This window comes from Pseudomonas sp. HN2 (assembly GCF_020736465.1).
Taxonomy (GTDB): domain Bacteria; phylum Pseudomonadota; class Gammaproteobacteria; order Pseudomonadales; family Pseudomonadaceae; genus Aquipseudomonas; species Aquipseudomonas moraviensis_A.
The window spans coordinates 1,578,565-1,600,244 of the sequence record NZ_CP085885.1 but is presented as its reverse complement, the minus strand read 5'-3'; the positions used below and the strand labels follow the sequence as shown (position 1 = coordinate 1,600,244).

The window sequence follows — 21,680 nt, the reverse complement described above, 5'->3', positions numbered from 1 at the left end:
CCACAGGTTCATATACACATGGCCAACGAGTCTATCCCGCACTTCAGTATTAGTTTAGAAAAATCTGAACTAAGTTTTTGCCCGTAGCGATTCTTCCCCGCCACTGCATTTCGCATCATCGGCCCCACAGCGGCGTGCGACCTGTGCTCAACGGCGCGCCGACATAAATAAAACAACGACGATGAGGCCCTACCCGTGGACAAGATTCTTCACCAACCACTGGGCGGCAACGAAATGCCGCGCTTCGGCGGCATCGCCACCATGCTCCGACTTCCCCATGTACCGACCGCTGCCGGCCTCGACGCTGCCTTTGTTGGCGTGCCGCTGGACATCGGCACTTCGCTGCGCCCCGGCACGCGTTTCGGGCCGCGCGACATCCGCACCGAATCGGTGATGATCCGCCCGTACAACATGGCCACCGGAGCCGCGCCGTTCGACTCGCTGTCGGTTGCCGACATCGGTGACGTGGCGATCAACACCTTCAACCTGCTCGACGCCGTGCGCATCATCGAAGAAGCCTACGACAACATTCTCGAGCACAATGTTGTTCCGATGACGCTGGGTGGCGACCACACCATCACTCTGCCGATCCTGCGCGCGATCCATAAAAAGCACGGCAAGGTTGGCCTGGTGCACATCGATGCCCACGCTGACGTCAACGACCACATGTTCGGCGAGAAAATCGCCCACGGCACCACGTTCCGTCGCGCCGTCGAAGAAGGTCTGCTCGATTGCGAGCGCGTGGTGCAGATCGGTTTGCGTGCTCAGGGTTACACCGCTGACGACTTCAACTGGAGCCGCGACCAAGGCTTCCGCGTGGTCCAGGCCGAAGAGTGCTGGCACAAATCGCTGGCGCCACTGATGGCCGAAGTGCGCGAAAAAGTCGGCGGCGGTCCGGTCTATTTGAGTTTTGACATCGACGGCATCGACCCGGCCTGGGCGCCCGGCACCGGCACCCCGGAAATCGGCGGCCTGACCACCATTCAGGCGATTGAAATCATCCGTGGCTGTCAGGGCCTCGACCTGATCGGTTGCGATCTGGTAGAAGTCTCGCCCGCTTACGACACCACCGGCAACACCTCGCTGCTGGCCGCCAACCTGCTGTACGAAATGCTCTGCGTACTGCCTGGCGTGGTTCATCGCTGAGGGTCGGGTCATGCACGCACGTGATCAGGTTCTGCAAGCGGCCGCCGATCTGGTGTCCGCCTTCGCCCGTAACGATCGCGAAGCTTATTTCGGCGCGTTCAGCGCCGATGCAAGTTTCGTTTTCTACACCCTCGATCAGCCATTGCTGTCGCGCGATGCCTATCAGGCCTTGTGGGATAGCTGGCGTGCCGAGGACGGTTTCGAGGTGCTGTCGTGCACCTCGAGCAACGCCTTCGTCAGCCTGCAGGGTGACGTGGCGGTTTTCATCCATGACGTGGCCACCGAGCTGCGCATGCAAGGGGAGCAACACTTCAGCCAGGAGCGCGAGACGATTGTTTTCAGAAAACAAGCGTCGAGCCTAGAACAACAAGGCCTATGGCTGGCCTGTCACGAACATTTGTCCGCAATGCCGGAAGGGCTGCCACCCCCTTAGCCAATGGTGACGCTCACGCACGATGAGCGCGCCTGATGATCGGAGCAGATCATGAATAACAACAACAACGAAAAAAGCCTTAGCAGCATTGAAACAAACGGGGTCGAACAGATCCCGGATCATGAGCGCGACGCCCGACCCAGCGACTTGTTTCGCTTGATCTTCGGCGGCGCCAATACGTTTGCCACCGCTGTGCTCGGCAGTTTCCCGGTACTGTTCGGCCTGTCGTTTCAGGCCGGCGTCTGGGCGATTGTCCTGGGTGTGCTGGTCGGTGCGCTGATCCTCGCGCCGATGGGCCTGTTCGGCCCGCTCAATGGCACCAACAATGCCGTGTCTTCCGGTGCGCACTTCGGCGTGCACGGGCGGATTGTGGGTTCGTTCCTGTCGTTGCTGACGGCGATCGCGTTCTTCTCGCTGTCGGTGTGGAGCTCCGGCGATGCGCTGGTGGGCGGCGCCAAACGCCTCGTCGACCTGCCGGAAACCGACCTGACTCTCGGCCTGGCCTATGGCCTCTTCGCGCTGCTGGTGCTGACCGTGTGCATCTACGGTTTTCGCATCATGCTGTGGGTCAACCGCATCGCCGTGTGGGCCGCGAGCCTGTTGTTCCTGCTCGGCATCTTCGCCTTCGCCCCTGCTTTCGACAGCCAGTACGCCGGCAGCGTGGCGCTCGGTCAGGCGGGGTTCTGGGCGGCATTCATCGGCGCGGCGCTGGTGGCGATGAGCAACCCGATTTCCTTCGGCGCATTCCTCGGCGACTGGTCGCGCTACATCCCGCGTGAGACACCGAAAGGCCGGATCATGCTGGCGGTGATCGCTGCGCAACTGGCAACGTTGATCCCGTTCCTGTTCGGCCTCGCCACCGCTACCATCGTGGCGATCAAGGCACCGGACTACATCGCCGCGAACAACTACGTCGGCGGCTTGCTGGCGGTGTCACCGAGCTGGTTCTTCCTGCCGGTGTGCCTGATTGCGGTGATCGGCGGCATGTCCACCGGCACCACGTCGCTGTATGGCACCGGACTGGACATGTCCAGCGTGTTCCCCCGCGTCCTCTCCCGCGTCAAAGCGACTTTGCTGATCGGCGTGCTGTCGATCGCCTTCATCTTCATCGGCCGGTTTGCGGCGAATCTGGTGCAGAGCGTGTCGACCTTCGCCGTGCTGATCATCACCTGCACCACCCCGTGGATGGTGATCATGATCATCGGCCTGCTGGTGCGGCGCGGCTTCTATTGCCCGGATGACCTGCAAGTGTTCACCCGCGGCGAACAGGGCGGACGCTACTGGTTCAACCACGGCTGGAACTGGCGCGGTCTCGGCGCATGGATCCCCAGCGCGCTGGTTGGCCTGTGCTTCGTCAACCTGCCGGGTCAGTTCGTCGGCCCGCTCGGCGAAATGGCCGGCGGCATCGACATCAGCCTGCCGGTGACGTTGGGCCTGGCCTCGGTGGTTTATCTGACGCTGCTCAAGCTGTTCCCGGAACCGCGCGAAGTGTTCGGGCCGAGCGATGTGCGCAGCGAAGCCGCCATAAAACCCGAACTACGTCAGGCCGCCTGATTACACACAAAACCCTGTAGGAGTGAGCCTGCTCGCGATGACTGCAGCACATTCGCCATCGATGTGACTGAAAGACCGCTATCGCGAGCAGGCTCACTCCTACAAGGGAACTGATTTCAGCCTCGATATAAAAAAGACAATCGGAGACACGCCATCATGGCTTTGGATTTATTCGTCGTCCTCATCTACGCCGCCGGCATGCTCTTGCTCGGCTACTTCGGCATGCGCAAGGCCAAGACCAACGAGGACTTTCTCGTTGCCGGGCGCAACCTCGGCCCGAGTCTGTACATGGGCACCATGGCCGCCACCGTGCTGGGCGGTGCGTCGACCGTCGGCACCGTGCGTCTGGGCTACGTGCATGGGATTTCCGGTTTCTGGCTGTGTGCGGCACTGGGTTGCGGCATCGTTGCGCTGAACCTGTTCCTCGCCAAGCCGCTGCTGAAACTGAAGATCTACACCGTCACCCAGGTCCTGGAAAAACGCTACAACCCGATGGCCCGCTCGGCGAGCGCGGCGATCATGCTGGCTTATGCGCTGATGATCGGCGTGACCTCCATCCTCGCGATCGGCACCGTGCTGCAAGTGCTGTTCGGCCTGCCGTTCTGGATTTCGGTACTGCTCGGCGGTGGCGTGGTGGTGATCTATTCGGCGATCGGCGGCATGTGGTCGCTGACCCTCACCGACATCGTCCAGTTCATCATCAAGACCGTCGGCCTGATGTTCATCCTCTTGCCGATCTGCCTGTACCGCGTCGGCGGCTGGGACGAACTGGTGCTGAAACTGCCGGCCACCGCGTTCAACTTCACCACGATCGGTTGGGACACGATCATCACCTACTTCATGATCTACTTCTTCGGCATCCTCATCGGTCAGGACATCTGGCAACGGGTGTTCACCGTCAAGACTGCAAAAGTCGCGCAATACGCCGGCAGCATCGCCGGCATCTATTGCATCGTTTACGGCCTGGCCTGCGCGTTGATCGGCATGGCCGCGCACGTGCTGATTCCGGATCTGGACAACGTCAACAATGCCTTTGCGGCCATCGTCAAACTGTCGCTACCCGATGGCATCCGTGGTCTGGTTATCGCGGCTGCACTGGCGGCGATGATGTCCACCGCCAGCGCCGGCCTGCTCGCCGCAGCCACGACACTGACCGAAGATCTGCTGCCGAAACTGCGTGGCGGCAAACAGTCGAGCCTGGGCGTGAACCGCTTGTTCACTCTACTGACTGGCGTAGTGGTTTTGGGAATCGCGCTGGTGGTGAATGACGTGATCAGCGCCCTCACCCTCGCCTACAACCTGTTGGTCGGTGGCATGCTGATTCCGCTGATCGGGGCGATTTTCTGGAAGCGCGCAACCACCGCCGGCGCGATCGCCAGCATGGGCCTGGGCTTTGCCACGGCGCTGCTGTTCATGTTCAAGGATGGTCTGGATGCCAATACGCCGATTTACTACAGCCTGGCTGTGGGTCTGGTGAGTTTTGTCGTGGTCAGCCTGATGTCCCGTCGCCCGGCAGTGGTGGCGACTGCGGTGTGAACCGGCGGTAACGCTTTGATGTTTTCTTCAGCGGGTATGGCGTCGGTGGCCATGCCCATTTTTTTCGCCTGGCGAAAAGCAAAAGATCGCAGCCTTCGGCAGCTTCTACTTTTGTAGAAACCGCCGATGGCTGCGATCTTGAAATCTCTGATCGGAGGTATTAACGCCGACGTGGCTGGCGCCGACGCTGTTCGTCGTCCGTGCGAATCGGTACCGGTTGCAGAGGCGGTTCGATCAAACCGAGGGCAACTCCCAAATCGTGCAGCCAGTTCTGGATTTTCTCTTTCATCGTCATGCCCCCTTCAGGGTGGTGCTGAGCGGCCGGAATTCTGAGGCCGCTTCGCACTGATAATAGTCCGAAGTCCTACGCAATGCTCGGCCAAATCCGCAATGATCTGTTACTGAATTGAACAGGATCCGCGGCGATTGGTTCACGCTGTTTCACGCACTTCATCCAAAGCCACGGGATAGACCGCTTGCTGCACGTCGATCCAGGCGTTCAGGTTGGCCCCGGCCATGCCCTTGCGCCACATGAGCCACGTTGTCGCACCCGCGAACGGCTCGGCCAGCGGATGCACGGCGACGCTTTCGCGGCCCGGCAGGCTGGCGAGCATCGACTCGGCCATCAGTGCCACACCGCTGCCGGCGATCACACAGGCGAGCATGCCCTGATACGACTCGATTTCCATCGGCCGGCCCATCGCCGCATGGTAGTGAGAAAACCACGCCTCCAGGCGCATGCGGTAGGAGCAGCCCTGACGGAAGGTGAACACCGCACGCCCTTCTACGTCCCGCGCACTGCGCACCGGTGGATGGTCGATTTCGGTGATCAGCACCAAGCGTTCCTCGCACAGCGGCACGCCATCTAGCCCCGCCAATTCCAGCGGCCCGTCAACCAATGCCGCGTCGAGGCGGCCGGTGAGCAAGCCTTCGAGCAATTCGCCGGTCGGCGCCGATTGCACCTGCAAATTCACCATCGGGTACTGCTTGTGATAACGCGCCAGCAACGCCGGCAGATGGATCGCCGCCGTGCTGTACATGGTGCCCAGCACGAAGTCACCGGCCGGTTGCCCGCCCATCACCGCCGCGCTGGCCTGATCGCGCAGGGCAAACAGTTTGCCGGTGTAGTCGAGCAAAACCTTGCCCGCCGGCGACAACTGCAGGCGCTGCCGCTCGCGGACGAACAGTTCGACACCCAGCTGCTCTTCGAGCTGTTTCAGCCGCGTCGACAGGTTCGATGGCACGCGATGCAGGCGCTCGGCAGCGCGGGTGATCGAGCCTTCTTCGGCGACTGCCTGAAAAATCCGCAACTGACTGAATTCCACCTGCTTTCTCCTGAACAGAACAAGTTACTCACTATTATTCAATTTTAAAGAAAGTCAATCAGTCCTAGCCTGACGGTCATTGTTCCTCAGACGGAAGCCCGACCATGTCGCCGTTGATACGTTTATCTGCCTGCTTCGTCGCCCTGATGCTGGCCATGGGCATCGGCCGTTTCGCCCTGACGCCCCAGATGCCGCACCTGCTCAGCGAAGGGCAGATCGACCTCACCGCCGCCGGTCTGATCGCAGCCGCCAACTATCTCGGCTATCTGCTCGGGGCGCTGGATGCGATGTTCGCGCAGCGTCCGCGACAGGTGCAGCGACGGCTGCATGGCGGGCTGTGGCTGTGCGTGCTGCTGACACTGGCGTCTTTCTGGGCCAACGGTTTCTGGTCGCACCTGCTGTTGCGCTTTGGTACCGGGGTGGCGAGTGCCTGGGTGGTGGTAATGATCACTTCGCTCAGCCAGCCGCTGGCGGCGGCAGCGGGTCGTCCGCGCTGGGGCGCTCTGGTTTTCGCAGGGCCGGGGCTGGGGATTTTTCTCACAGGATTGCTGGCACTGGTCTCACATCGGTTGCAGCAGACATCAGCGACGCTGTGGCTGATTTACGCAGCCGCCGCATTGCTGATGATGCTTGGCGTCTGGCGGTTGTTGCCGCAGCCCGCGGCGATAGAGGAGACGGCGATCGCCCCTGCGACATCAGCGAACCGGGGGATTGGCCGACTGGCACTGGTGTATGCGCTCTACGGCATCGGCTACATCATTCCGGCGACGTTTCTGGCGCAGATGGCCAACGCACAGTTTCATGGCCAGTGGCAGGCGGATCTGTTCTGGCCGTGCTTCGGCCTCGGCGCGGCGCTCGGTGTGTGGCTGGTGAGCCTGCGTCGGCATGATCCCGAGACCACACGGCACTGGCTGATGGCGACGTTATGGCTGCAAGCGGCCGGCGTGTTCGCCTGTCTGCTGGGCAGCGGCCTCGGCCTGGCGTTGGGGGTGATCCTCTGCGGCACGCCGTTTCTGGCCTGCATGCAACTGGTGATGCAGCGCTCGCGGGAACTGGCACCCCACGCCACTCAACGCAATGCTGGAATGCTCACGGCGTGCTTCGCCGTCGGCCAGCTCAGCGGCCCGTTGCTGGCGGCGCTGAGCAGCCATTTCAGCGGCGGTTTGCAACCGGCGCTGCTGATCGCCGGCGCAGGCCTGTTGGTGGCAGGCGCGCTGGCAATGCAGGTAAAAGCTACTGACCCAGCGCCTTGCGCAAACGCCGACGCAGCCACTGCTCGGCGCTGACAAAAGTGATGCCGAGCAGCACCAGCACGGCGCCGATGACGAAGTTCAGGCTCAACGCTTCACCGAGCAACAGCACGCCGAAGGTCACGCCGAACAACGGCGTCATGAACGAGAACACCGCCAGGTTGGCCGCCAGATAACGACGCAGCAGCCAGAACCACACCAGGTAACTGAAAAACGACACCACCAGGCCCTGGAACAGCACGCTGGCTACCGCCACCGTGGTCAGACTGACATGCGTGATCTGGCCGCTGAACAGCGCGATCAGCAGCAGGCCGAGGAAGCTGACCAGCAATTGATAAAACAAGGTCAGCGTCACCGGCGCTTCCGACAATCGCGAGGCGCGCACCACTACAGTGGTCGCGCCCCAACAGGCGCCCGCGAGCACGCCGAAGGCATCGCCCAGGAGCATGCGGCGGTCGAGGTTGTCCCACGACACACCGCCGGCGAAGGCAATCGCGATGCCGATGAAAGCCAGCAGTATCCCCAACCACTGCAATGGGCGCAGGCGCTCGCTGGCGAGGAGGAAATGCACGCCGAGTGCGGTGAAGATCGGCGCGGTATAGAGGAACACCGACATGTGCGCGGCAGTGGTCAGTTGCAGGCCCTCGGCGATGAACAGGAACTCCAGACCAAACAGGGCACCGGCCAGCAGCCCGCCGCGCCAAGTACTGGGGACCTGATCCCAACCGCCCTTCCAGCAGATCAGCAAGCCGACCAGCAACGCGGAAATTCCCGAGCGCCCCGCCGCTTGCATCACCGGCGCGATGTCCGTTGCCGCCCACTTTATCAGGACTTGCTGGACACCCCAGATCAGGCACAGGCCGATCATCACTTGCAGGGCAAAACCGTCGGCATTGCGCCGCTCGGCACTCACCGTAACACCTCGAACACGCACAACATGGCAGGCCATCCATTGGTCAGAAAACAGTGTCGGGGATTATCAACCAGATGAGCAGAGAAAGGCGTCTGGAAAAGACATTCAGTTGGTCAGTGACGTCAGCGCTGAATGGTTGACGGCTGCGCCGTCATTCGCGAGCAGGCTCGCTCCCACAGAGGGTTCGGTGAACATGTAGGAGTGAGCCTGCTCGCGAAGAGGGTTCGGTGAACATGTGGGAGCGAGCTTGCTCGCGAAGAGGCCAGCACTGGCGATAAAGCTTTTGGATCAGTCAGGCGAATCGCTTCGCCACCAGATAACCCACCGTGCAGGCAACCGCCGTCGCCACTGTGCCCCACGCCCAATCCAGCAAACTCACCTGCGCCGACCAGCCGCGCAAGGTCGCCCAGTTGGTCAGGTCATACGTGCCATAGGCCACCAGCCCCAGCAGCGCACCGAGCTTCGCCGCTCGCTGCCAGCGCAGCGCCGGCAACACCACGAACACCACGCAGCCGATCACGTACAGGCCATAAAAAACCGCTGCGGGGAACAGCAGCGGTTTGTCCAGCATCAGCGAACCGAGCAGTTCGCGATAGGTCGGAGCCATCAATAGCCCGAGCCAGATACCGTCGAGCAGAAGAAACGTCAGTAGCGTCGAGACGTATGCGATCAGCGCCTTTTTCATTGGCTCACCCCTTTAGATGTGGGAGCCGCCGATTTTCAAGATCAAGATCAAAAGATCGTCAGAACGCGGCCCGAGCCTTCGGCAGCTCCTACCATGGGCCTGCGGTGAGTCAGGTTAGTTCAATGCGATCGGCGTGGATGACGATCTTGCCTTCCTTGTACAGCGAGCCGATGGCTTTCTTGAAGTTGCCTTTGCTGACGCCGAACAGGCTGCTGATCAACGCCGGATCACTCTTGTCGCTGACCGCCAGGGTGCCGTCGTTTTCGCGCAACTTGCCGAGGATCTTCGAGCTCAGGCTGCTGGCGGCTTCCTGGCCAACCGGTTGCAGGCTCAGGCTGATCTTGCCGTCGGCGCGCACTTCCTTGATGAAGCCTTTCTCGCGCATGCCTGAACGCATGAACTTGAAGATCTCGTTCTTGTGGATCAAGCCCCAGTGCTTGTTGTTGATGATCGCCTTGAAGCCCATGTCGGTGGCCTCGGCAACCAGCAGATCCACTTCCTGGCCCGGGCTGTAGGTGGCCGGGGTCTTGTCCAGATAACGATCGAGGCGCGCGGTGGCGGTAATGCGGCGCGTGTGTTTGTCGAGGTAGACATGCACCACGCAATATTCGCCAGCGGTCATCTGGCGCTTTTCTTCCGAATACGGCAGCAACAGATCCTTCGGCAGGCCCCAGTCGAGAAACACGCCGATGCTGTTCACTTCAACCACTTTCAGGCTGGCAAATTCGCCGACCTGGACTTTGGGTTTTTCCGTGGTGGCGAGAAGTTTGTCTTCGCTGTCCAGATAGATGAATACGTTGAGCCAGTCTTCATCTTCGCTGGGAATATCCTTAGGGATATAACGGTTGGGCAAAAGAATTTCGCCATCGGCACCGCCGTCCAGATATAAACCGAAGTTAGTGTGTTTAACCACTTGCAAACTGTTGTAACGCCCGACTAAAGCCATTTCCGAAACCCTCAATACGTGGGCGGCATTCTACCCGTTTTTGCCGCGAACGTCGGGCGGCAGATCCTCGCAGCGGGAAATCTGCTTCAACGCGTTGATTTTGCTTGATCACCGCCCCGTGAGGTGCCGCTCGTCAGTCCGGCGAGGCGGCTCACTGCTGTGCGCATTTGCCTCGGTCTGAGCAGATGTTCTTATTTAAAACAGCGGGTTAGCGACATATTAATAGTATCGACCCGGCATTAATGCGGCGCTGAGCCTGGTTATTCCCGGGGATATTTACCAAGCTATTGTCAAGTTATTCCTGTACGATGCCTGGCCGAGTTACTTTTCTACAGGTTAATGGCCGCCATGCGTGTAAAAGCATCCACCAGCAAAGCAAAGCCAGCTCCAGCCGTTGAAACCAGCGAATCGATCAACGATCAGATCGCAGCGTTCCTCAAGTCCGGCGGCGAGATCCAGCAAATTGCCAAAGGCGTCAGTGGCCAGACGTTCGGCCCGTCCAAGCAGATCAGCCTGGGCAAGAAGTAATACCGGTTTTACCCCGTCCAGAGGCGCTTTGAGCTTCGAAGCGCCTGGACTGGCACCGCACCACCCCCCTTCGCTTTAAACAAATATCCCCGAAAATCGACGAACGGCCATCAATGCCGAGCATTCGCCGGTATGCTTGCACGCGTCTAGATCAAGCGTTTCAGCAGGCATTCGCCCTGCGCTCGCGGTTCATGGAGTGACGCATGCGCCCATTTCCCGGTTTATTGTTCGTCAGCCTGCTCTCAGGCGCGACCGCGCACGCGCAGGTTTTTCAGGGTCAACTGGGCGACTTCGATCTCAAGCTCGGCACCACGCCCAGCCGCAGCATGGCCCAGGGACTGGTCAAACCGGCGGCGGTCGGCTCGTTCCATGGCGGCCTCGATCTGAGCCACGACAGCGGCGTGTATTTCGGCCAGTACGCGCCGAGCATGGGCATCACGCCGGGCAAAAACCTCGAGATCGATTCCTACGTCGGCTTCAAGCAACCTTTCGATCAGGTGCTCGGCTATGAAGTCGGGATGATTCACTACAGCTATCCCCGCGTCGACACGCTCGACAGCCAAGAGCTGTTCGGTGGCCTGACCCTGCTCGGCAGTCGCTTTGGCATCGCCTTGAGCAACGACCCGGATAAACAGAACAACACCTTGTTTGCCGATCTCAGTGGCAACCAGCCGTTCGGCATTGGCGTGAGCATGAAATACACTACCCACCAATTGAACACCCCGGTGGCCGTGGACGGAGGCTATGTCAGCAGTTTCACCGATTGGTCGGTAAAACTGTCGCGGCCGTTCATGGGCGTCGATCTCGATCTGATCTACAGCAATTCCAGCCTTAGTGGCAGCGATTGCTCGGCCTATTCCGGGCACAACAGCGAGTGCGACGGCCTGGTCACGCTCAAGGCCGTACGCACGTTCTATTGATCGGCTGAACTGCTGCGCGCTTCCCGCATCACATAAGAATCAGATTTCCGACGCCAGGCTCTCGCAAGGATTTGCCCATGTCTCGCTGGTTCAAACAGATTGCCGCCCTGCTGATCTTCACCCTCGCCCTCGGCGCCTGCAGCCGCGTGGGCCTGGCCTACCGCAACCTCGACGTAATCATTCCGTGGTCGCTCGGCGACTACGTGGACATGAACGGCGAGCAGAAAGACTGGTTCAACGAACGACTGAAGGAACACCTGAGCTGGCACTGCACCACGCAGTTACCCGGTTACCTGGACTGGCTGGACCGTTTGCAGGCCATGGTCGAAAGCAACCAGGTCACCGACGCCGCGCTGCAGGAGCGCACCGCCGAAGCCAAACAGGCAATCGCCGAAACCGCCCGGGAGATCACCCCGTCGGCGATCGAACTGCTGCAGGGTCTGGACGACAAACAGGTGGCGGAAATGAATGACGCGTTTGCCAAGGATTTGCGCAAACGCCAGCAGGAATACGTAAAACCACCCTTGGCCCAGCAAATCAAGGAACGCGGCGAACGCATGGAAAAGCGCTTGAACGATTGGCTGGGTCCGTTGAGCGACACGCAAAAACAACGCGTGGTGGCCTGGACCAACGCTTTGGGCGATCAGAACACCCAATGGATCGCCAACCGTGCGCATTGGCAGCAACAGTTCAGTGCCGCCGTTGCGCAACGCAAAAGTCCGGAATTCCCACAACGTACCGAGACGCTTCTGGTCAATCGGGAGCGGTTGTGGACAGCGGATTACCGTAAGGCCTACGCCAACACAGAAGCCCAGGCGCGCTCGTTGTTTGTGGACTTGATGGCGGAGAGCACGCCGCAACAACGTGAGCGCTTGCTGAAAAAGATCGAAGGCGTGCGCAAGGATTTCAATGACCTGAAATGCCTGAAGGCCGCGAAGAAACCTTAAGACATTACACATCCCCCTGTAGGAGTGAGCCTGCTCGCGATAGCAGTTATCCATTCAGCACATATTCAACTGACAGACCGCTATCGCGAGCAGGCTCACTCCTACAGGAGGGCGTTGGTCAGTCAGGCAATTTGGGCTTTTGAGGCGACTTCATCAAACGTCGCTTCATCCAGCGCATCTTCCTGCTCATCCAGCACCTGCCGCGGGTGGTCATTGCCGGGAATGCTGCTGTCGATCAGGCTCAGCAGGCTGGAGCCACGCGGTGTCAGACTGAAGTTATTGCCGGTACTGCCTTCATGCTCCGCACGCGGCTCGATGAATCCACGTTCCAGCAGGAGCTTCTCGTAACCGCAGGCCACGGTTTTAAGGTGATCGAGATTCTCGATCGGCTCGCCGGCGCTGGCTTTCTCGGCCGCATGGTCCTCGGCATAAGCGCGGGGAGCGAAGCTGTGGCCCGCGCTGTTCTGCACTTCGTGCAGCAAACGTTCAATCAAATCCCAGTTATAAGTCGTCATCCTGATTCAACCTCCGGTGCGGGTGATTTGTGCCGCGTTCAAGGTTGTGACCCAAGCGCCGCGCAGCCGTTCAGCCGCATGTTGTCACGCCGACCGACCGGCGGTGTGTCGATTCCCCTGCCCGTTGAACGACTAGTCTCAAAACAGCCGGCTCATCCCGCAGGAGACATCGTCATGAACGTTGCAAATCACCCGGTGGTATCACGCGAAGAATGGCTCGCCGCCCGTCAACAGCATCTGGCTCACGAAAAAGCCTTTACCCGCGAACGCGACCGCCTCAGCGCCGAGCGCCGCGCCCTGCCCTGGGTAAAAATCGACAAGGACTATCATTTCAAGGGGCCGAACGGCGAGCTCAAGCTCAACGACCTGTTTGGCAACCACAGTCAGTTGATCATCTACCACTTCATGTTTGCCAAAGGCTGGAAGGAAGGCTGCCAGGGCTGCTCGTTCCTCAGCGATCACATCGACGGCGCCAATCAGCATCTGGCCCACCACGATGTCGCGGTAGTCGCCGTTTCCCACGCGCCTTTCGACGAGTTTCAGGCATTCAAACAGCGCATGGGCTGGAAATTCGACTGGGTCTCGTCAGAAGGTTGCGACTTCAACTACGACTTCGGCGTCTGCGCCCGGGCTGAAGATGTCGCTGAGGGCAAGGCTACCTACAATTACGAAAAAACCGACAGCGCCGAGGAAGAAATGCCGGGGCTGAGCGTGTTCTATCGCAATGAACAAGGCGAGATCTTCCACACCTATTCCACATACGCACGCGGTCTGGACATGCTGGTTGGCGCTTACCACTATCTTGATCTGACGCCCAAGGGCAGGAACGAGGACGAGATCATGGGATGGGTGCGGCATCATGATCGGTATGAAGGTGCGACAAAGTCGAGTTGCTGTCATGCCGATTGAGCGCAACGCTGACCCCACAGTTTCTGAACTTTTGCCAGGCTTCAGCCCTCAACCGGTTAACCCGCCTTAACCGGAACTGAGGCCTGCCCATGAAGACCCTGATCAAGCTCTCCCTCGCCGCCACTCTCGCCTGCGCCCTGCCCGTCTGGGCCTGTACGCCAGAAGAGGCGACGATCAAACGCGAACAACTGGCCAAGGAAGTCTCGAAGCTCACCGAACAGAATCCGGAAAAGGCCAAGGAGATCAACGCCGAGTTGCAGAAAATGGATCTGGAGACGGCCAGCGCTGATGTGCCCGACAAGTGCCAGTTGATCGACCAGCGTTTGAAGGAACTGGGTTCGGCAGAGAAAAAGGCCGAAAGTTGAGGACGAAAAAAAACCGGACAATGTCCGGTTTTTTTATGCGCGTTCTAAAGCTTACTCAGCCGCAGGTTCTGCTGGCTTGCGACGCTTGAGCGGGGCCATGCCGTCGCTGCTCACCAGAGAATCCGGCTTCGGACGGTTGACGCTCTTGCGCTTGGTCGGCGTCTTGGCGGCGGTTTTCTTCTTGTCGCCCTTGGCGTCGGTCTTTTTCTTCTTCACGCCGACGGCTTTGCCCGAGGCCTTGACCTTTTTAGGGCCGCCGTAGGTGCCTTTGACTTCCTTGATCGTGCGGCGCTCGAAGCTCTGCTTGAGGTAGCGCTCGATACTCGACATCAGGTTCCAGTCGCCGTGGCAGATCAGCGAGATCGCCAGACCATCGTTGCCGGCACGGCCGGTACGACCGATGCGGTGCACGTACTCGTCGCCGCTGCGTGGCATGTCGAAGTTGATCACCAGATCCAGACCGTCGACGTCCAGACCACGGGCCGCAACGTCAGTGGCAACGAGGATCTTCACACCGCCCTGCTTCAGACGATCGATCGCCAGTTTGCGGTCCTTCTGGTCTTTCTCGCCGTGCAGCACGAACGCCTTGTATTCCTGAGCCACCAGGCGGCCGTAGATGCGATCGGCCATGGCGCGGGTGTTGGTGAAGACGATGGCCTTCTGGTAGGTCTCGTTGGCCAGCAACCAGTTCACAATCTGCTCTTTATGCTGATTGTGGTCGGCGGTGATGATTTGCTGACGAGTCGTCGAGTTCAGCTGACTGACCGCATTGAGCTGCAAGTGCTCCGGGTTGTTCAGGACCTTGGCGATCATTTCGCGCAGACCGGAACCGCCGGTGGTGGCGGAGAACAGCATGGTCTGCTGACGGTTCGGGCATTCATCGACCAGACGCTGCACGTCTTCGGCGAAACCCATGTCGAGCATGCGGTCGGCTTCGTCGAGCACCAGCACTTCGACTTCTTTGAGGTCAAGGTTGCCAGCATTGAGCTGCTCAATCATCCGCCCCGGGGTGCCGATGAGGATGTCCGGCACTTTGCGCAGCATTGCGGCCTGTACCTTGAAGTCTTCACCGCCAGTGATCAGGCCGGACTTGATGAAAGTGAACTGCGCGAAGCGTTCAACCTCCTTCAAAGTCTGCTGGGCCAGTTCACGGGTCGGTAGCAGGATCAGCGTCTTGATGCTGACGCGAATCTTCGCCGGGCCGATCAGGCGATTGAGGATTGGCAGAACGAAAGCGGCGGTTTTGCCGCTACCGGTTTGCGCCGTCACCCGCAGATCACGCCCCTGGAGCGCCAGCGGAATGGCCGCGGCTTGCACAGGCGTTGGCTCGACAAATTTCAGCTCGGCCACGGCTTTGAGCAGGCGTTCGTGCAGGGCGAATTGGGAAAACACGGGTGCTACCTCGAAGATATGCAAAAAAACAGCTGCATAGGTTACCGGTTTCGAGCGCTCAGGCCGAGTTTCTTTGTGCAAACGCCGACAATCAGTGGTTTTTTTGTTGCCCGATTTGTCACTCGCTGCAATACACAGCGTCTTAAATGCTCTAATCGGCCCTCGCGTCTTACAGAAGAAACGTTTCGCTCATGGATATCAAACAGCTCTGGCTCAAAGCCCAGGACCTCTGGGGCACACTCGAAGAGCACCCGCTGCTGCAATCGGGACTGGCACTGCTGGTGCTGCTGGTCATCGCGCTGGTACTCGGACGCGTGGCGCGTTATCTGATCCTGCACGCCAGCCGCATGCTCGGCCGCCAACCGGCGCTGCACTGGATCAACGACTTGCGCCACAACAAGGTGTTTCAACGACTGGCGCAAATGACGCCGTCGCTGGTGATCCAGTTCGGCCTGCACCTGGTGCCGGAACTGAGCAAGACCGGGATGAATTTTCTCGGCAACGTCGCGCTGGCCTTCACCATCCTCTTCCTGCTGCTCTCGGTCAGCGCCCTGCTCAATGCCTTGCTCGACATCTACGCGCGCACCGAGCATGCGCGCACGCGCTCGATCAAAGGCTATGTGCAACTGGCGAAGATGGTCTTGTACGTGTTCGGCGCGATCATCATCGTCGCCACCCTGATCGACCGTTCGCCGCTGTTGCTGCTCTCGGGCCTGGGTGCGATGTCGGCGGTGATCCTGTTGGTCTACAAGGACACCCTGCTGTCATTCGTCGCCAGTGTGCAGCTGACCAGCAACGACATGCTGCGGGTCGGCGACTGGATCGAAATGCCGCAAGTCGGCGCCGATGGCGACGTGGTCGACATCACGTTGCACACGGTCAAAGTGCAGAACTTCGACAAAACCATCGTCTCGATCCCGACCTGGCGCTTGATGTCCGAGTCGTTCAAGAACTGGCGCGGCATGCAGCAGTCCGGCGGCAGGCGGATCAAGCGCAGCCTGTTCATCGACGCCAGCGGCGTGCGCTTCATCCGCGACGACGAGGAAGAAAAGCTTTCGCAAGTGCACCTGCTGACCGACTACATGGGCCGCAAGAAAGCCGAGCTCAAGGCCTGGAACGAAGCCCAGGGCAATGTCGCCGCAATGTCGGCCAACCGCCGCCGGATGACCAATATCGGCACCTTTCGCGCCTACGCTTTGGCGTATCTGAAGAGTCACCCGGAGATTCAGCCGAACATGACCTGCATGGTCAGGCAGATGCAGACCACCGCCCAGGGCATTCCACTGGAAATCTACTGCTTCACCCGCACCACGGTGTGGGCCGATTACGAGCGGATTCAGGGGGATATTTTCGATTATCTGCTGGCGGTTTTGCCGGAGTTTGGGCTGAGTTTGTATCAGCAGCCAAGTGGCGGGGATTTGCGCGCGGGGTTGCTGCCGGCGGTGTTGGGCACGGCGAATATTCCGGAGCCGGAAAAACACCTGATGTAACCCACGAATCACATGTAGGAGCTGCCGAAGGCTGCGATCTTTTGACTTTCAAGATCAAAAGATCGCAGCCTTCGGCAGCTCCTACACGGGGTTATGCAGTGGCCTGGGATTTGCGAATACCCAACCGGCTAATCCACACCGCCATCAGAATCACACTGCCGCCGAGGAACAATCTCCCCAGTTCCTCATGCTGATTCCAGATCAGCAAATTCAACAACAACCCTACCGGTACATGCAGATTGTTCATCACCGCCAGCGTCCCGCCGTGGACCATGCACGCGCCCTTGTTCCACCAGTACAAGCCCAGCGCCGTCGACACCAGCCCGAGAAACAGCAACACCGCCCATTGCAGCGGTGCTTCCGGGAGAAAATTCGATTTGCCGAACAACAGAAACGCCGGCAGCACCACCGCCAATGCGCCGAGGTAGAAATAACCGAAGCGCCGGTAATGCGGCAGATCACTCGGGTGCCTGGCCACCAGATGCTTGTACAGGACCTGCCCGGCGGCGTAGGTGAAGTTGGCCAGTTGTAGCAGCAGGAAGCCCATGAAGAAGTCCGGACTGATGCTGTCGAAACGAATCACCGCCGCACCGCCGACTGCCACCAGCGCGGCAACCAGCGCCCATGGGTTGAAGCGACGGTTCAGCGCGTCTTCGATCAGCGTCACATGCAGCGGCGTGAGAATGGTGAACAGCAACACCTCCGGAACCGTCAGCACACGGAAACTCAGGTACAGGCAGACGTAAGTCACGCCAAACTGCAACGCGCCGATCAGCAACATGCCCCGCATGAACGCCGGCTCCACCGAACGCCAGCGCGTCAACGGAATAAACACCAGCCCGGCCAACACCACACGCACCAGCACCGCAAAGTAACTGTCGACATGCCCGGCCAGGTACTCGCCGATCAAACTGAAGGAAAACGCCTGGATCAGCGTGACAAAAAGTAGATAGCCCATGCTCGCCTCGAAAATCGAATGGCGGCGACGATAGCGGTTTTTCGGATGGGCTCCAACAGCAAACGGCGCCGGAATCAAAAGCCCCTCACCCTGGCCCTCTCCCAGAGTGAGAGGGGACTGACCGAGGTGTTTGGGCTAGCTGCGCCGACTTGGGATATCGAATCGAACTCAGGCCTGAAAAAATCAAAAGCCCCTCACCCTGGCCCTCTCCCGGAGGGAGAGGGGACTGACCGAGGGGATTGGTCGAGAAACGCCGACGTGGCATATCGAGCCGAATGCGGGTCCTGCAAAGATCAAAAGCCCCTCACCCTAGCCCTCTCCCGGAGGGACAGGGGACTGACCGAGGTGTTTGGGCAAGCTACGCACATGAAATACCGCATCGAATCCAAAAAAGCCAAAAACCGGCCCTCCACCACTCAACACAATGAGCGCAAGCTCGAGTACCGCTCTTGATCTTGATCCACCCGCCCCGTCGGCAGGCTGAGCGGAGGGATTGATCCGGGCGTGGGAGCGCAGCGACCGTACGACGCAGTCGTACACAGCGAGTGTAGGTGCAGCGAAGCAAACCGGAGCCGCTGCGCCCGGATCGATCCCGCAGCGAAGGAACCCCGAGCCCCAGCGAGCGGGCCGAACGTTGGGGCACAGCCTTTTGGTTACTTTTTGGCGTTTGAAAAAGTGACCCGCTGTAAGAGCGGAACCGCCAGCCGCAACACCGCAGAAACGGATATTCACCCAAAACCCCAAGAACCTGGTCGGCCCAAAGGCCGCCAAGAAAACCCAGACAAAAAAAAGCCCGATCTCGCTAAAGCGTTCAATCGGGCTACAGCACTCAGGAGCAAAAGTGCAAAGGGAGGTTCGATGCGCGTGGAACCTTGAAGGGGTTGCGCCAGGTCACTAGACCATCCAGCGATTATCTGGCGATTAACCGATCAAGCGACCTGAGACAATTTGGCGTTGGCCTGATTCAGCCCCTTCTCCTGGAAGTCACCGCCAAGGTTCATGCCCTCGGCATGGATAAAGGTCACGTCGTTGATCCCGATGAAACCCATCACCTGACGCAGATACGGTTCCTGATGATCCGCCGGACCACCGGCATACACGCCACCGCGAGCGGTCAACACAAAGGCACGCTTGCCATTGAGCAAGCCTTGCGGCCCGGTCTCGGTGTACTTGAAGGTCACTCCGGCACGCAGCACATGGTCAAGCCAGGCCTTGAGCGTGCTCGGGATTGCAAAGTTGTACATCGGTGCAGCCATCACCAGCACGTCGGCGGCGAGCAGCTCATCAGTCAATTCGTTGGAACGATCCAGCGACGCTTGTTCGCTGTCGTTGCGCTGTTCGGCGGGTTTCATCCAGCCACCCAGCAAGTTGGCGTCCAGATGCGGCACCGGGTTCACGGCGAGGTCACGCACAGTGATCTGATCGGCAGGGTGCGCGGCTTTCCACTGAGCGATGAAGGTCTGGGTCAGTTGACGGGAAACCGAGTCTTGCTGGCGGGCACTGCTTTCGATGATCAGAACGCGGGACATGGTGTGTAGCCTCCATCCGAGAATGTTGTAAGTCGATGGAGTGAAGGTTAAACAGAGTCGAATCGATGAAAAAGCGCAAATATCCGCTGTAACCCATCGATAAATTCGTTTATAAGCTAACGCATAGCTCTGTAGGAGTGAGCCTGCTCGCGATAGCGGTGTATCAGATACACCCATGTCGACTGACACAGCGCTATCGCGAGCAGGCTCACTCCTACAAGTGGAACCCGTTATTTCGGGGTGCAGGTCAGTTTGATGCGCAGCTTGATGATTTCGCGGGTGAACTTGGCCGTGGCGTTTTTGTGCGTGCCGGCCGGCACATCGATGCTGCGCGTGCGTGGTGCTTCCGGCCCGTTGCTGAACACGGCCCGGCAGGTCGCGTCGACATCACCGTAGTTGGCCACGCGGATCGAGCCGATGTCGTTATCGGTGTCGAAGGTCTCGTAGTCGATCTTCATGCCGTTGAGATCCTTCTGCACATCGATCGGATAGGCAAACGCGGTCAACGGCAGCAGCGCCAGCACCACACAACAGAATTTTTTCATTCGGCAGTCTCCATGAGGGACGGCCAGCTTAGGACAAGAGGAGCTATTGATGAAAGCGCCCCGCGTGACCCTTGATCAATGGCGAACGTTGCAGGCCGTGGTCGACCACGGCGGATTCGCCCAGGCCGCCGAGGCCCTGCACCGTTCGCAGTCATCGGTGAGCTACACCGTCGCCCGCATGCAGGACCAGCTCGGCGTGCCGTTGCTGCGCATCGACGGCCGTAAAGCCGTGCTCACCGAGGCCGGCGGCGTGTTGCTGCGCCGTTCGCGGCAACTGGTGAAACAGGCCAGCCAGCTGGAAGATCTGGCCCATCACATGGAGCAAGGCTGGGAAGCCGAAGTGCGGCTGGTGGTCGATGCCGCCTACCCGAGTGCGCGGATCGTCCGCGCCCTGACCGCGTTCATGCCGCAGAGTCGCGGCTGCCGCGTGCGTCTGCGCGAAGAAGTATTGTCGGGCGTTGAGGAAGTGCTGCTCGAAGGCGTCGCGGATCTGGCCATCACCGGCCTGAGCATTCCGGGCTACCTCGGCGCGGAGTTGAGCGATGTCGAATTCGTCGCCGTCGCCCATCCTGATCACCCGCTGCATCGGCTCAATCGCGAGCTGAGCTTTCAGGACCTGGAAACCCAGATGCAAGTGGTGATCCGCGACTCCGGTCGCCAGCAGCCGCGCGATGTCGGCTGGCTCGGCGCCGAACAGCGCTGGACCGTCGGCAGCCTCGCCACCGCCGCGACCTTCGTCAGCAGCGGCCTGGGTTTTGCCTGGCTACCGCGACACATGATTGACCGGGAATTGAAGGATGGCTCGCTCAAGCTGCTACCGTTGGATCGGGGCGGCAGCCGCAACTCCAGTTTCTATCTGTATTCGAACAAGGACAAACCCCTGGGCCCGGCCACGCAAATCCTCATCGAGTTGTTGCGCACCTTCGACACCTTGCCGCTGGATGCCCCGTTCGCCGCCCCCGAGCAAGCCTGACACGGAGTTCACCGATGGCGTATTTCGAGCACGAAGGTTGCAACCTGCACTACGAGGAATATGGCCACGGTACGCCGTTGCTGCTGGTTCACGGGCTCGGCTCGAGCACGCTGGATTGGGAAATGCAGATCCCGGCGCTGGCCGCGCGGTACCGGGTGATCGTCCCGGACATTCGCGGCCACGGGCGCTCGGACAAACCCCGCGAGCGCTACAGCATCGCCGCATTCAGCGCCGACCTGCTGGCCTTGATCGAACACCTGCGCCTCGGCGCGGTGCACTACGTAGGGCTGTCGATGGGCGGGATGATCGGTTTTCAGCTGGCCGTCGATCAGCCGCAAGCGCTCAAGAGCCTGACCATCGTCAACAGCGCGCCACAGGTCAAATTGCGCACGCGCGATGATTATTGGCAGTGGTTCAAGCGCTGGAGCCTGATGCGCCTGCTTAGTCTGGAGACCATCGGCAAAGCCCTCGGCGGCAAACTTTTTCCCAAGCCGGAACAGGCTGATCTGCGGCGGAAAATGGCTGAACGCTGGGCAAAAAACGACAAACGTGCTTATCTCGCCAGCTTCGATGCAATTGTTGGCTGGGGCGTTCAGGAACGACTTTCCCGGGTGTCCTGTCCAACGCTCGTCATCAGCGCCGACCGTGATTACACACCGGTGGCGTTAAAGGAAACCTATGTAAGACTGCTGCCGGATGCGCGGCTGGTGGTCATCGCCGACTCGCGCCATGCCACCCCGCTCGATCAACCCGAACGCTTCAATCAAACGCTGCTGGATTTTCTCGCCACAGCCGACCTTCACTCTCAGGATCACTGACCC

At 59.9% G+C, this 21,680-nt stretch carries 23 protein-coding genes; 13 read left to right on the top strand and 10 right to left on the bottom strand.

Going from position 1 to position 21,680, the window contains the following annotated elements; all coding sequences use genetic code 11:
- Positions 1 to 195 precede the first annotated feature (195 nt).
- The 4 genes from speB (at position 196) to LIS66_RS07055 (ending at position 4,669) form a co-directional block, all read left to right on the top strand.
- Complete coding sequence (speB, locus tag LIS66_RS07070) at positions 196 to 1,146, top strand: agmatinase (protein WP_042607473.1); 951 nt, start codon at positions 196 to 198, stop codon at positions 1,144 to 1,146.
- Positions 1,147 to 1,156: 10 nt separating this feature from the next.
- Positions 1,157 to 1,579, top strand: a complete 423-nt coding sequence (locus LIS66_RS07065) for a YybH family protein (protein WP_064362486.1) — start codon at positions 1,157 to 1,159, stop codon at positions 1,577 to 1,579.
- Between the two features lie 51 nt (positions 1,580 to 1,630).
- Positions 1,631 to 3,133, top strand: a complete 1,503-nt coding sequence (locus tag LIS66_RS07060) for a purine-cytosine permease family protein (protein ID WP_227973883.1) — start codon at positions 1,631 to 1,633, stop codon at positions 3,131 to 3,133.
- 156 nt (positions 3,134 to 3,289) lie between these two features.
- Positions 3,290 to 4,669 (top strand): sodium:solute symporter, encoded by a 1,380-nt coding sequence (locus LIS66_RS07055; protein WP_064362490.1) that lies wholly within the window; start codon positions 3,290 to 3,292, stop codon positions 4,667 to 4,669.
- Positions 4,670 to 4,829: 160 nt separating this feature from the next.
- On the opposite strand, the gene LIS66_RS27690 is transcribed toward LIS66_RS07055, so the two are convergent.
- On the bottom strand, positions 4,830 to 4,958 hold the full coding sequence (locus tag LIS66_RS27690; protein WP_003184145.1) for a PA1414 family protein: 129 nt from the start codon (positions 4,956 to 4,958) through the stop codon (positions 4,830 to 4,832).
- Between the two features lie 142 nt (positions 4,959 to 5,100).
- Entirely contained in the window at positions 5,101 to 5,994 is an 894-nt protein-coding gene (gene ptrR / locus LIS66_RS07050) for a putrescine utilization regulator PtrR (protein WP_065617434.1), read from the bottom strand.
- A 104-nt stretch (positions 5,995 to 6,098) separates the two neighbouring features.
- Here ptrR and LIS66_RS07045 point away from each other — a divergent pair, with 104 nt between their 5' ends.
- Positions 6,099 to 7,280: an MFS transporter gene (locus LIS66_RS07045; protein WP_227973882.1), complete on the top strand. Its 1,182-nt coding sequence runs from the start codon at positions 6,099 to 6,101 to the stop codon at positions 7,278 to 7,280.
- Here the strand turns inward: LIS66_RS07045 and LIS66_RS07040 are convergent.
- The 3 genes from LIS66_RS07040 to LIS66_RS07030 form a co-directional block, all read right to left on the bottom strand.
- Positions 7,228 to 8,157: a DMT family transporter gene (locus LIS66_RS07040; RefSeq protein ID WP_227973881.1), complete on the bottom strand. Its 930-nt coding sequence runs from the start codon at positions 8,155 to 8,157 to the stop codon at positions 7,228 to 7,230. The genes LIS66_RS07045 and LIS66_RS07040 overlap by 53 nt on opposite strands.
- Before the next feature lie 292 nt (positions 8,158 to 8,449).
- Complete coding sequence (locus LIS66_RS07035) at positions 8,450 to 8,842, bottom strand: DUF2177 family protein (RefSeq protein WP_227973880.1); 393 nt, start codon at positions 8,840 to 8,842, stop codon at positions 8,450 to 8,452.
- Positions 8,843 to 8,951: 109 nt separating this feature from the next.
- On the bottom strand, positions 8,952 to 9,788 hold the full coding sequence (locus LIS66_RS07030) for a S1 RNA-binding domain-containing protein (protein WP_016771157.1): 837 nt from the start codon (positions 9,786 to 9,788) through the stop codon (positions 8,952 to 8,954).
- A gap of 339 nt (positions 9,789 to 10,127) precedes the next feature.
- Between LIS66_RS07030 and LIS66_RS07025 the strand changes: the two genes are divergently transcribed.
- The 3 genes from LIS66_RS07025 to LIS66_RS07015 all read left to right on the top strand — a co-directional run bounded on the left by LIS66_RS07025 (position 10,128) and on the right by LIS66_RS07015 (position 12,183).
- Entirely contained in the window at positions 10,128 to 10,316 is a 189-nt protein-coding gene (locus LIS66_RS07025) for a hypothetical protein (protein WP_016985943.1), read from the top strand.
- Positions 10,317 to 10,519: 203 nt separating this feature from the next.
- Positions 10,520 to 11,236, top strand: coding sequence for a TorF family putative porin (locus LIS66_RS07020; protein WP_042607465.1), 717 nt, complete (start codon positions 10,520 to 10,522; stop codon positions 11,234 to 11,236).
- Between the two features lie 77 nt (positions 11,237 to 11,313).
- Positions 11,314 to 12,183 (top strand): DUF6279 family lipoprotein, encoded by an 870-nt coding sequence (locus LIS66_RS07015; protein WP_227973879.1) that lies wholly within the window; start codon positions 11,314 to 11,316, stop codon positions 12,181 to 12,183.
- A gap of 122 nt (positions 12,184 to 12,305) precedes the next feature.
- On the opposite strand, the gene LIS66_RS07010 is transcribed toward LIS66_RS07015, so the two are convergent.
- On the bottom strand, positions 12,306 to 12,698 hold the full coding sequence (locus LIS66_RS07010; protein WP_042607463.1) for a hypothetical protein: 393 nt from the start codon (positions 12,696 to 12,698) through the stop codon (positions 12,306 to 12,308).
- 174 nt (positions 12,699 to 12,872) lie between these two features.
- Between LIS66_RS07010 and LIS66_RS07005 the strand changes: the two genes are divergently transcribed.
- A complete protein-coding gene (locus tag LIS66_RS07005; RefSeq protein ID WP_227973878.1) occupies positions 12,873 to 13,607 on the top strand; it encodes a DUF899 domain-containing protein in 735 nt (244 codons plus the stop codon).
- Between the two features lie 89 nt (positions 13,608 to 13,696).
- A complete protein-coding gene (locus LIS66_RS07000; protein ID WP_042607461.1) occupies positions 13,697 to 13,972 on the top strand; it encodes a hypothetical protein in 276 nt (91 codons plus the stop codon).
- Positions 13,973 to 14,023: 51 nt separating this feature from the next.
- Here the strand turns inward: LIS66_RS07000 and LIS66_RS06995 are convergent, their stop codons facing one another.
- A complete protein-coding gene (locus tag LIS66_RS06995) occupies positions 14,024 to 15,364 on the bottom strand; it encodes a DEAD/DEAH box helicase (protein ID WP_039761006.1) in 1,341 nt (446 codons plus the stop codon).
- Positions 15,365 to 15,555: 191 nt separating this feature from the next.
- Between LIS66_RS06995 and LIS66_RS06990 the strand changes: the two genes are divergently transcribed.
- A complete protein-coding gene (locus LIS66_RS06990) occupies positions 15,556 to 16,854 on the top strand; it encodes a mechanosensitive ion channel family protein (RefSeq protein WP_227973877.1) in 1,299 nt (432 codons plus the stop codon).
- Between the two features lie 91 nt (positions 16,855 to 16,945).
- Here the strand turns inward: LIS66_RS06990 and LIS66_RS06985 are convergent, their stop codons facing one another.
- From LIS66_RS06985 to LIS66_RS06975, 3 genes are all read right to left on the bottom strand, one after another.
- A complete protein-coding gene (locus tag LIS66_RS06985; protein WP_042607458.1) occupies positions 16,946 to 17,812 on the bottom strand; it encodes a carboxylate/amino acid/amine transporter in 867 nt (288 codons plus the stop codon).
- Positions 17,813 to 18,741: 929 nt separating this feature from the next.
- The gene (locus LIS66_RS06980; RefSeq protein WP_042607457.1) at positions 18,742 to 19,341 is read right to left on the bottom strand and encodes an FMN-dependent NADH-azoreductase; all 600 of its coding nucleotides are present in this window, start codon (positions 19,339 to 19,341) and stop codon (positions 18,742 to 18,744) included.
- A 230-nt stretch (positions 19,342 to 19,571) separates the two neighbouring features.
- Positions 19,572 to 19,886: a hypothetical protein gene (locus LIS66_RS06975; RefSeq protein WP_042607456.1), complete on the bottom strand. Its 315-nt coding sequence runs from the start codon at positions 19,884 to 19,886 to the stop codon at positions 19,572 to 19,574.
- A 49-nt stretch (positions 19,887 to 19,935) separates the two neighbouring features.
- On the opposite strand from LIS66_RS06975, the gene LIS66_RS06970 reads away from it, so the two are divergent.
- Positions 19,936 to 20,859: a LysR family transcriptional regulator gene (locus tag LIS66_RS06970; protein WP_016771199.1), complete on the top strand. Its 924-nt coding sequence runs from the start codon at positions 19,936 to 19,938 to the stop codon at positions 20,857 to 20,859.
- 14 nt (positions 20,860 to 20,873) lie between these two features.
- A complete protein-coding gene (locus LIS66_RS06965; protein ID WP_042607455.1) occupies positions 20,874 to 21,677 on the top strand; it encodes an alpha/beta fold hydrolase in 804 nt (267 codons plus the stop codon).
- Positions 21,678 to 21,680: the final 3 nt, after the last annotated feature.

Excerpts from the sequence above, each read along its gene's own strand:
- LIS66_RS07030 (WP_016771157.1), bottom strand. The coding sequence starts at position 9,788 with ATGGCTTTAGTCGGGCGTTACAACAGTTTGCAAGTGGTTAAACACACT.
- LIS66_RS07010 (WP_042607463.1), bottom strand. The coding sequence starts at position 12,698 with ATGACGACTTATAACTGGGATTTGATTGAACGTTTGCTGCACGAAGTG.
- LIS66_RS06975 (WP_042607456.1), bottom strand. The coding sequence starts at position 19,886 with ATGAAAAAATTCTGTTGTGTGGTGCTGGCGCTGCTGCCGTTGACCGCG.
- LIS66_RS07045 (WP_227973882.1), top strand. The coding sequence starts at position 6,099 with ATGTCGCCGTTGATACGTTTATCTGCCTGCTTCGTCGCCCTGATGCTG.
- LIS66_RS07020 (WP_042607465.1), top strand. The coding sequence starts at position 10,520 with ATGCGCCCATTTCCCGGTTTATTGTTCGTCAGCCTGCTCTCAGGCGCG.
- LIS66_RS06980 (WP_042607457.1), bottom strand. The coding sequence starts at position 19,341 with ATGTCCCGCGTTCTGATCATCGAAAGCAGTGCCCGCCAGCAAGACTCG.
- LIS66_RS07000 (WP_042607461.1), top strand. The coding sequence starts at position 13,697 with ATGAAGACCCTGATCAAGCTCTCCCTCGCCGCCACTCTCGCCTGCGCC.
- LIS66_RS06985 (WP_042607458.1), bottom strand. The coding sequence starts at position 17,812 with ATGGGCTATCTACTTTTTGTCACGCTGATCCAGGCGTTTTCCTTCAGT.
- LIS66_RS07035 (WP_227973880.1), bottom strand. The coding sequence starts at position 8,842 with ATGAAAAAGGCGCTGATCGCATACGTCTCGACGCTACTGACGTTTCTT.
- LIS66_RS07055 (WP_064362490.1), top strand. The coding sequence starts at position 3,290 with ATGGCTTTGGATTTATTCGTCGTCCTCATCTACGCCGCCGGCATGCTC.
- LIS66_RS07015 (WP_227973879.1), top strand. The coding sequence starts at position 11,314 with ATGTCTCGCTGGTTCAAACAGATTGCCGCCCTGCTGATCTTCACCCTC.
- LIS66_RS07025 (WP_016985943.1), top strand. The coding sequence starts at position 10,128 with ATGGCCGCCATGCGTGTAAAAGCATCCACCAGCAAAGCAAAGCCAGCT.
- LIS66_RS07005 (WP_227973878.1), top strand. The coding sequence starts at position 12,873 with ATGAACGTTGCAAATCACCCGGTGGTATCACGCGAAGAATGGCTCGCC.
- LIS66_RS06990 (WP_227973877.1), top strand. The coding sequence starts at position 15,556 with ATGGATATCAAACAGCTCTGGCTCAAAGCCCAGGACCTCTGGGGCACA.
- LIS66_RS07065 (WP_064362486.1), top strand. The coding sequence starts at position 1,157 with ATGCACGCACGTGATCAGGTTCTGCAAGCGGCCGCCGATCTGGTGTCC.
- LIS66_RS07060 (WP_227973883.1), top strand. The coding sequence starts at position 1,631 with ATGAATAACAACAACAACGAAAAAAGCCTTAGCAGCATTGAAACAAAC.
- LIS66_RS27690 (WP_003184145.1), bottom strand. The coding sequence starts at position 4,958 with ATGAAAGAGAAAATCCAGAACTGGCTGCACGATTTGGGAGTTGCCCTC.
- LIS66_RS06965 (WP_042607455.1), top strand. The coding sequence starts at position 20,874 with ATGGCGTATTTCGAGCACGAAGGTTGCAACCTGCACTACGAGGAATAT.
- LIS66_RS06970 (WP_016771199.1), top strand. The coding sequence starts at position 19,936 with ATGAAAGCGCCCCGCGTGACCCTTGATCAATGGCGAACGTTGCAGGCC.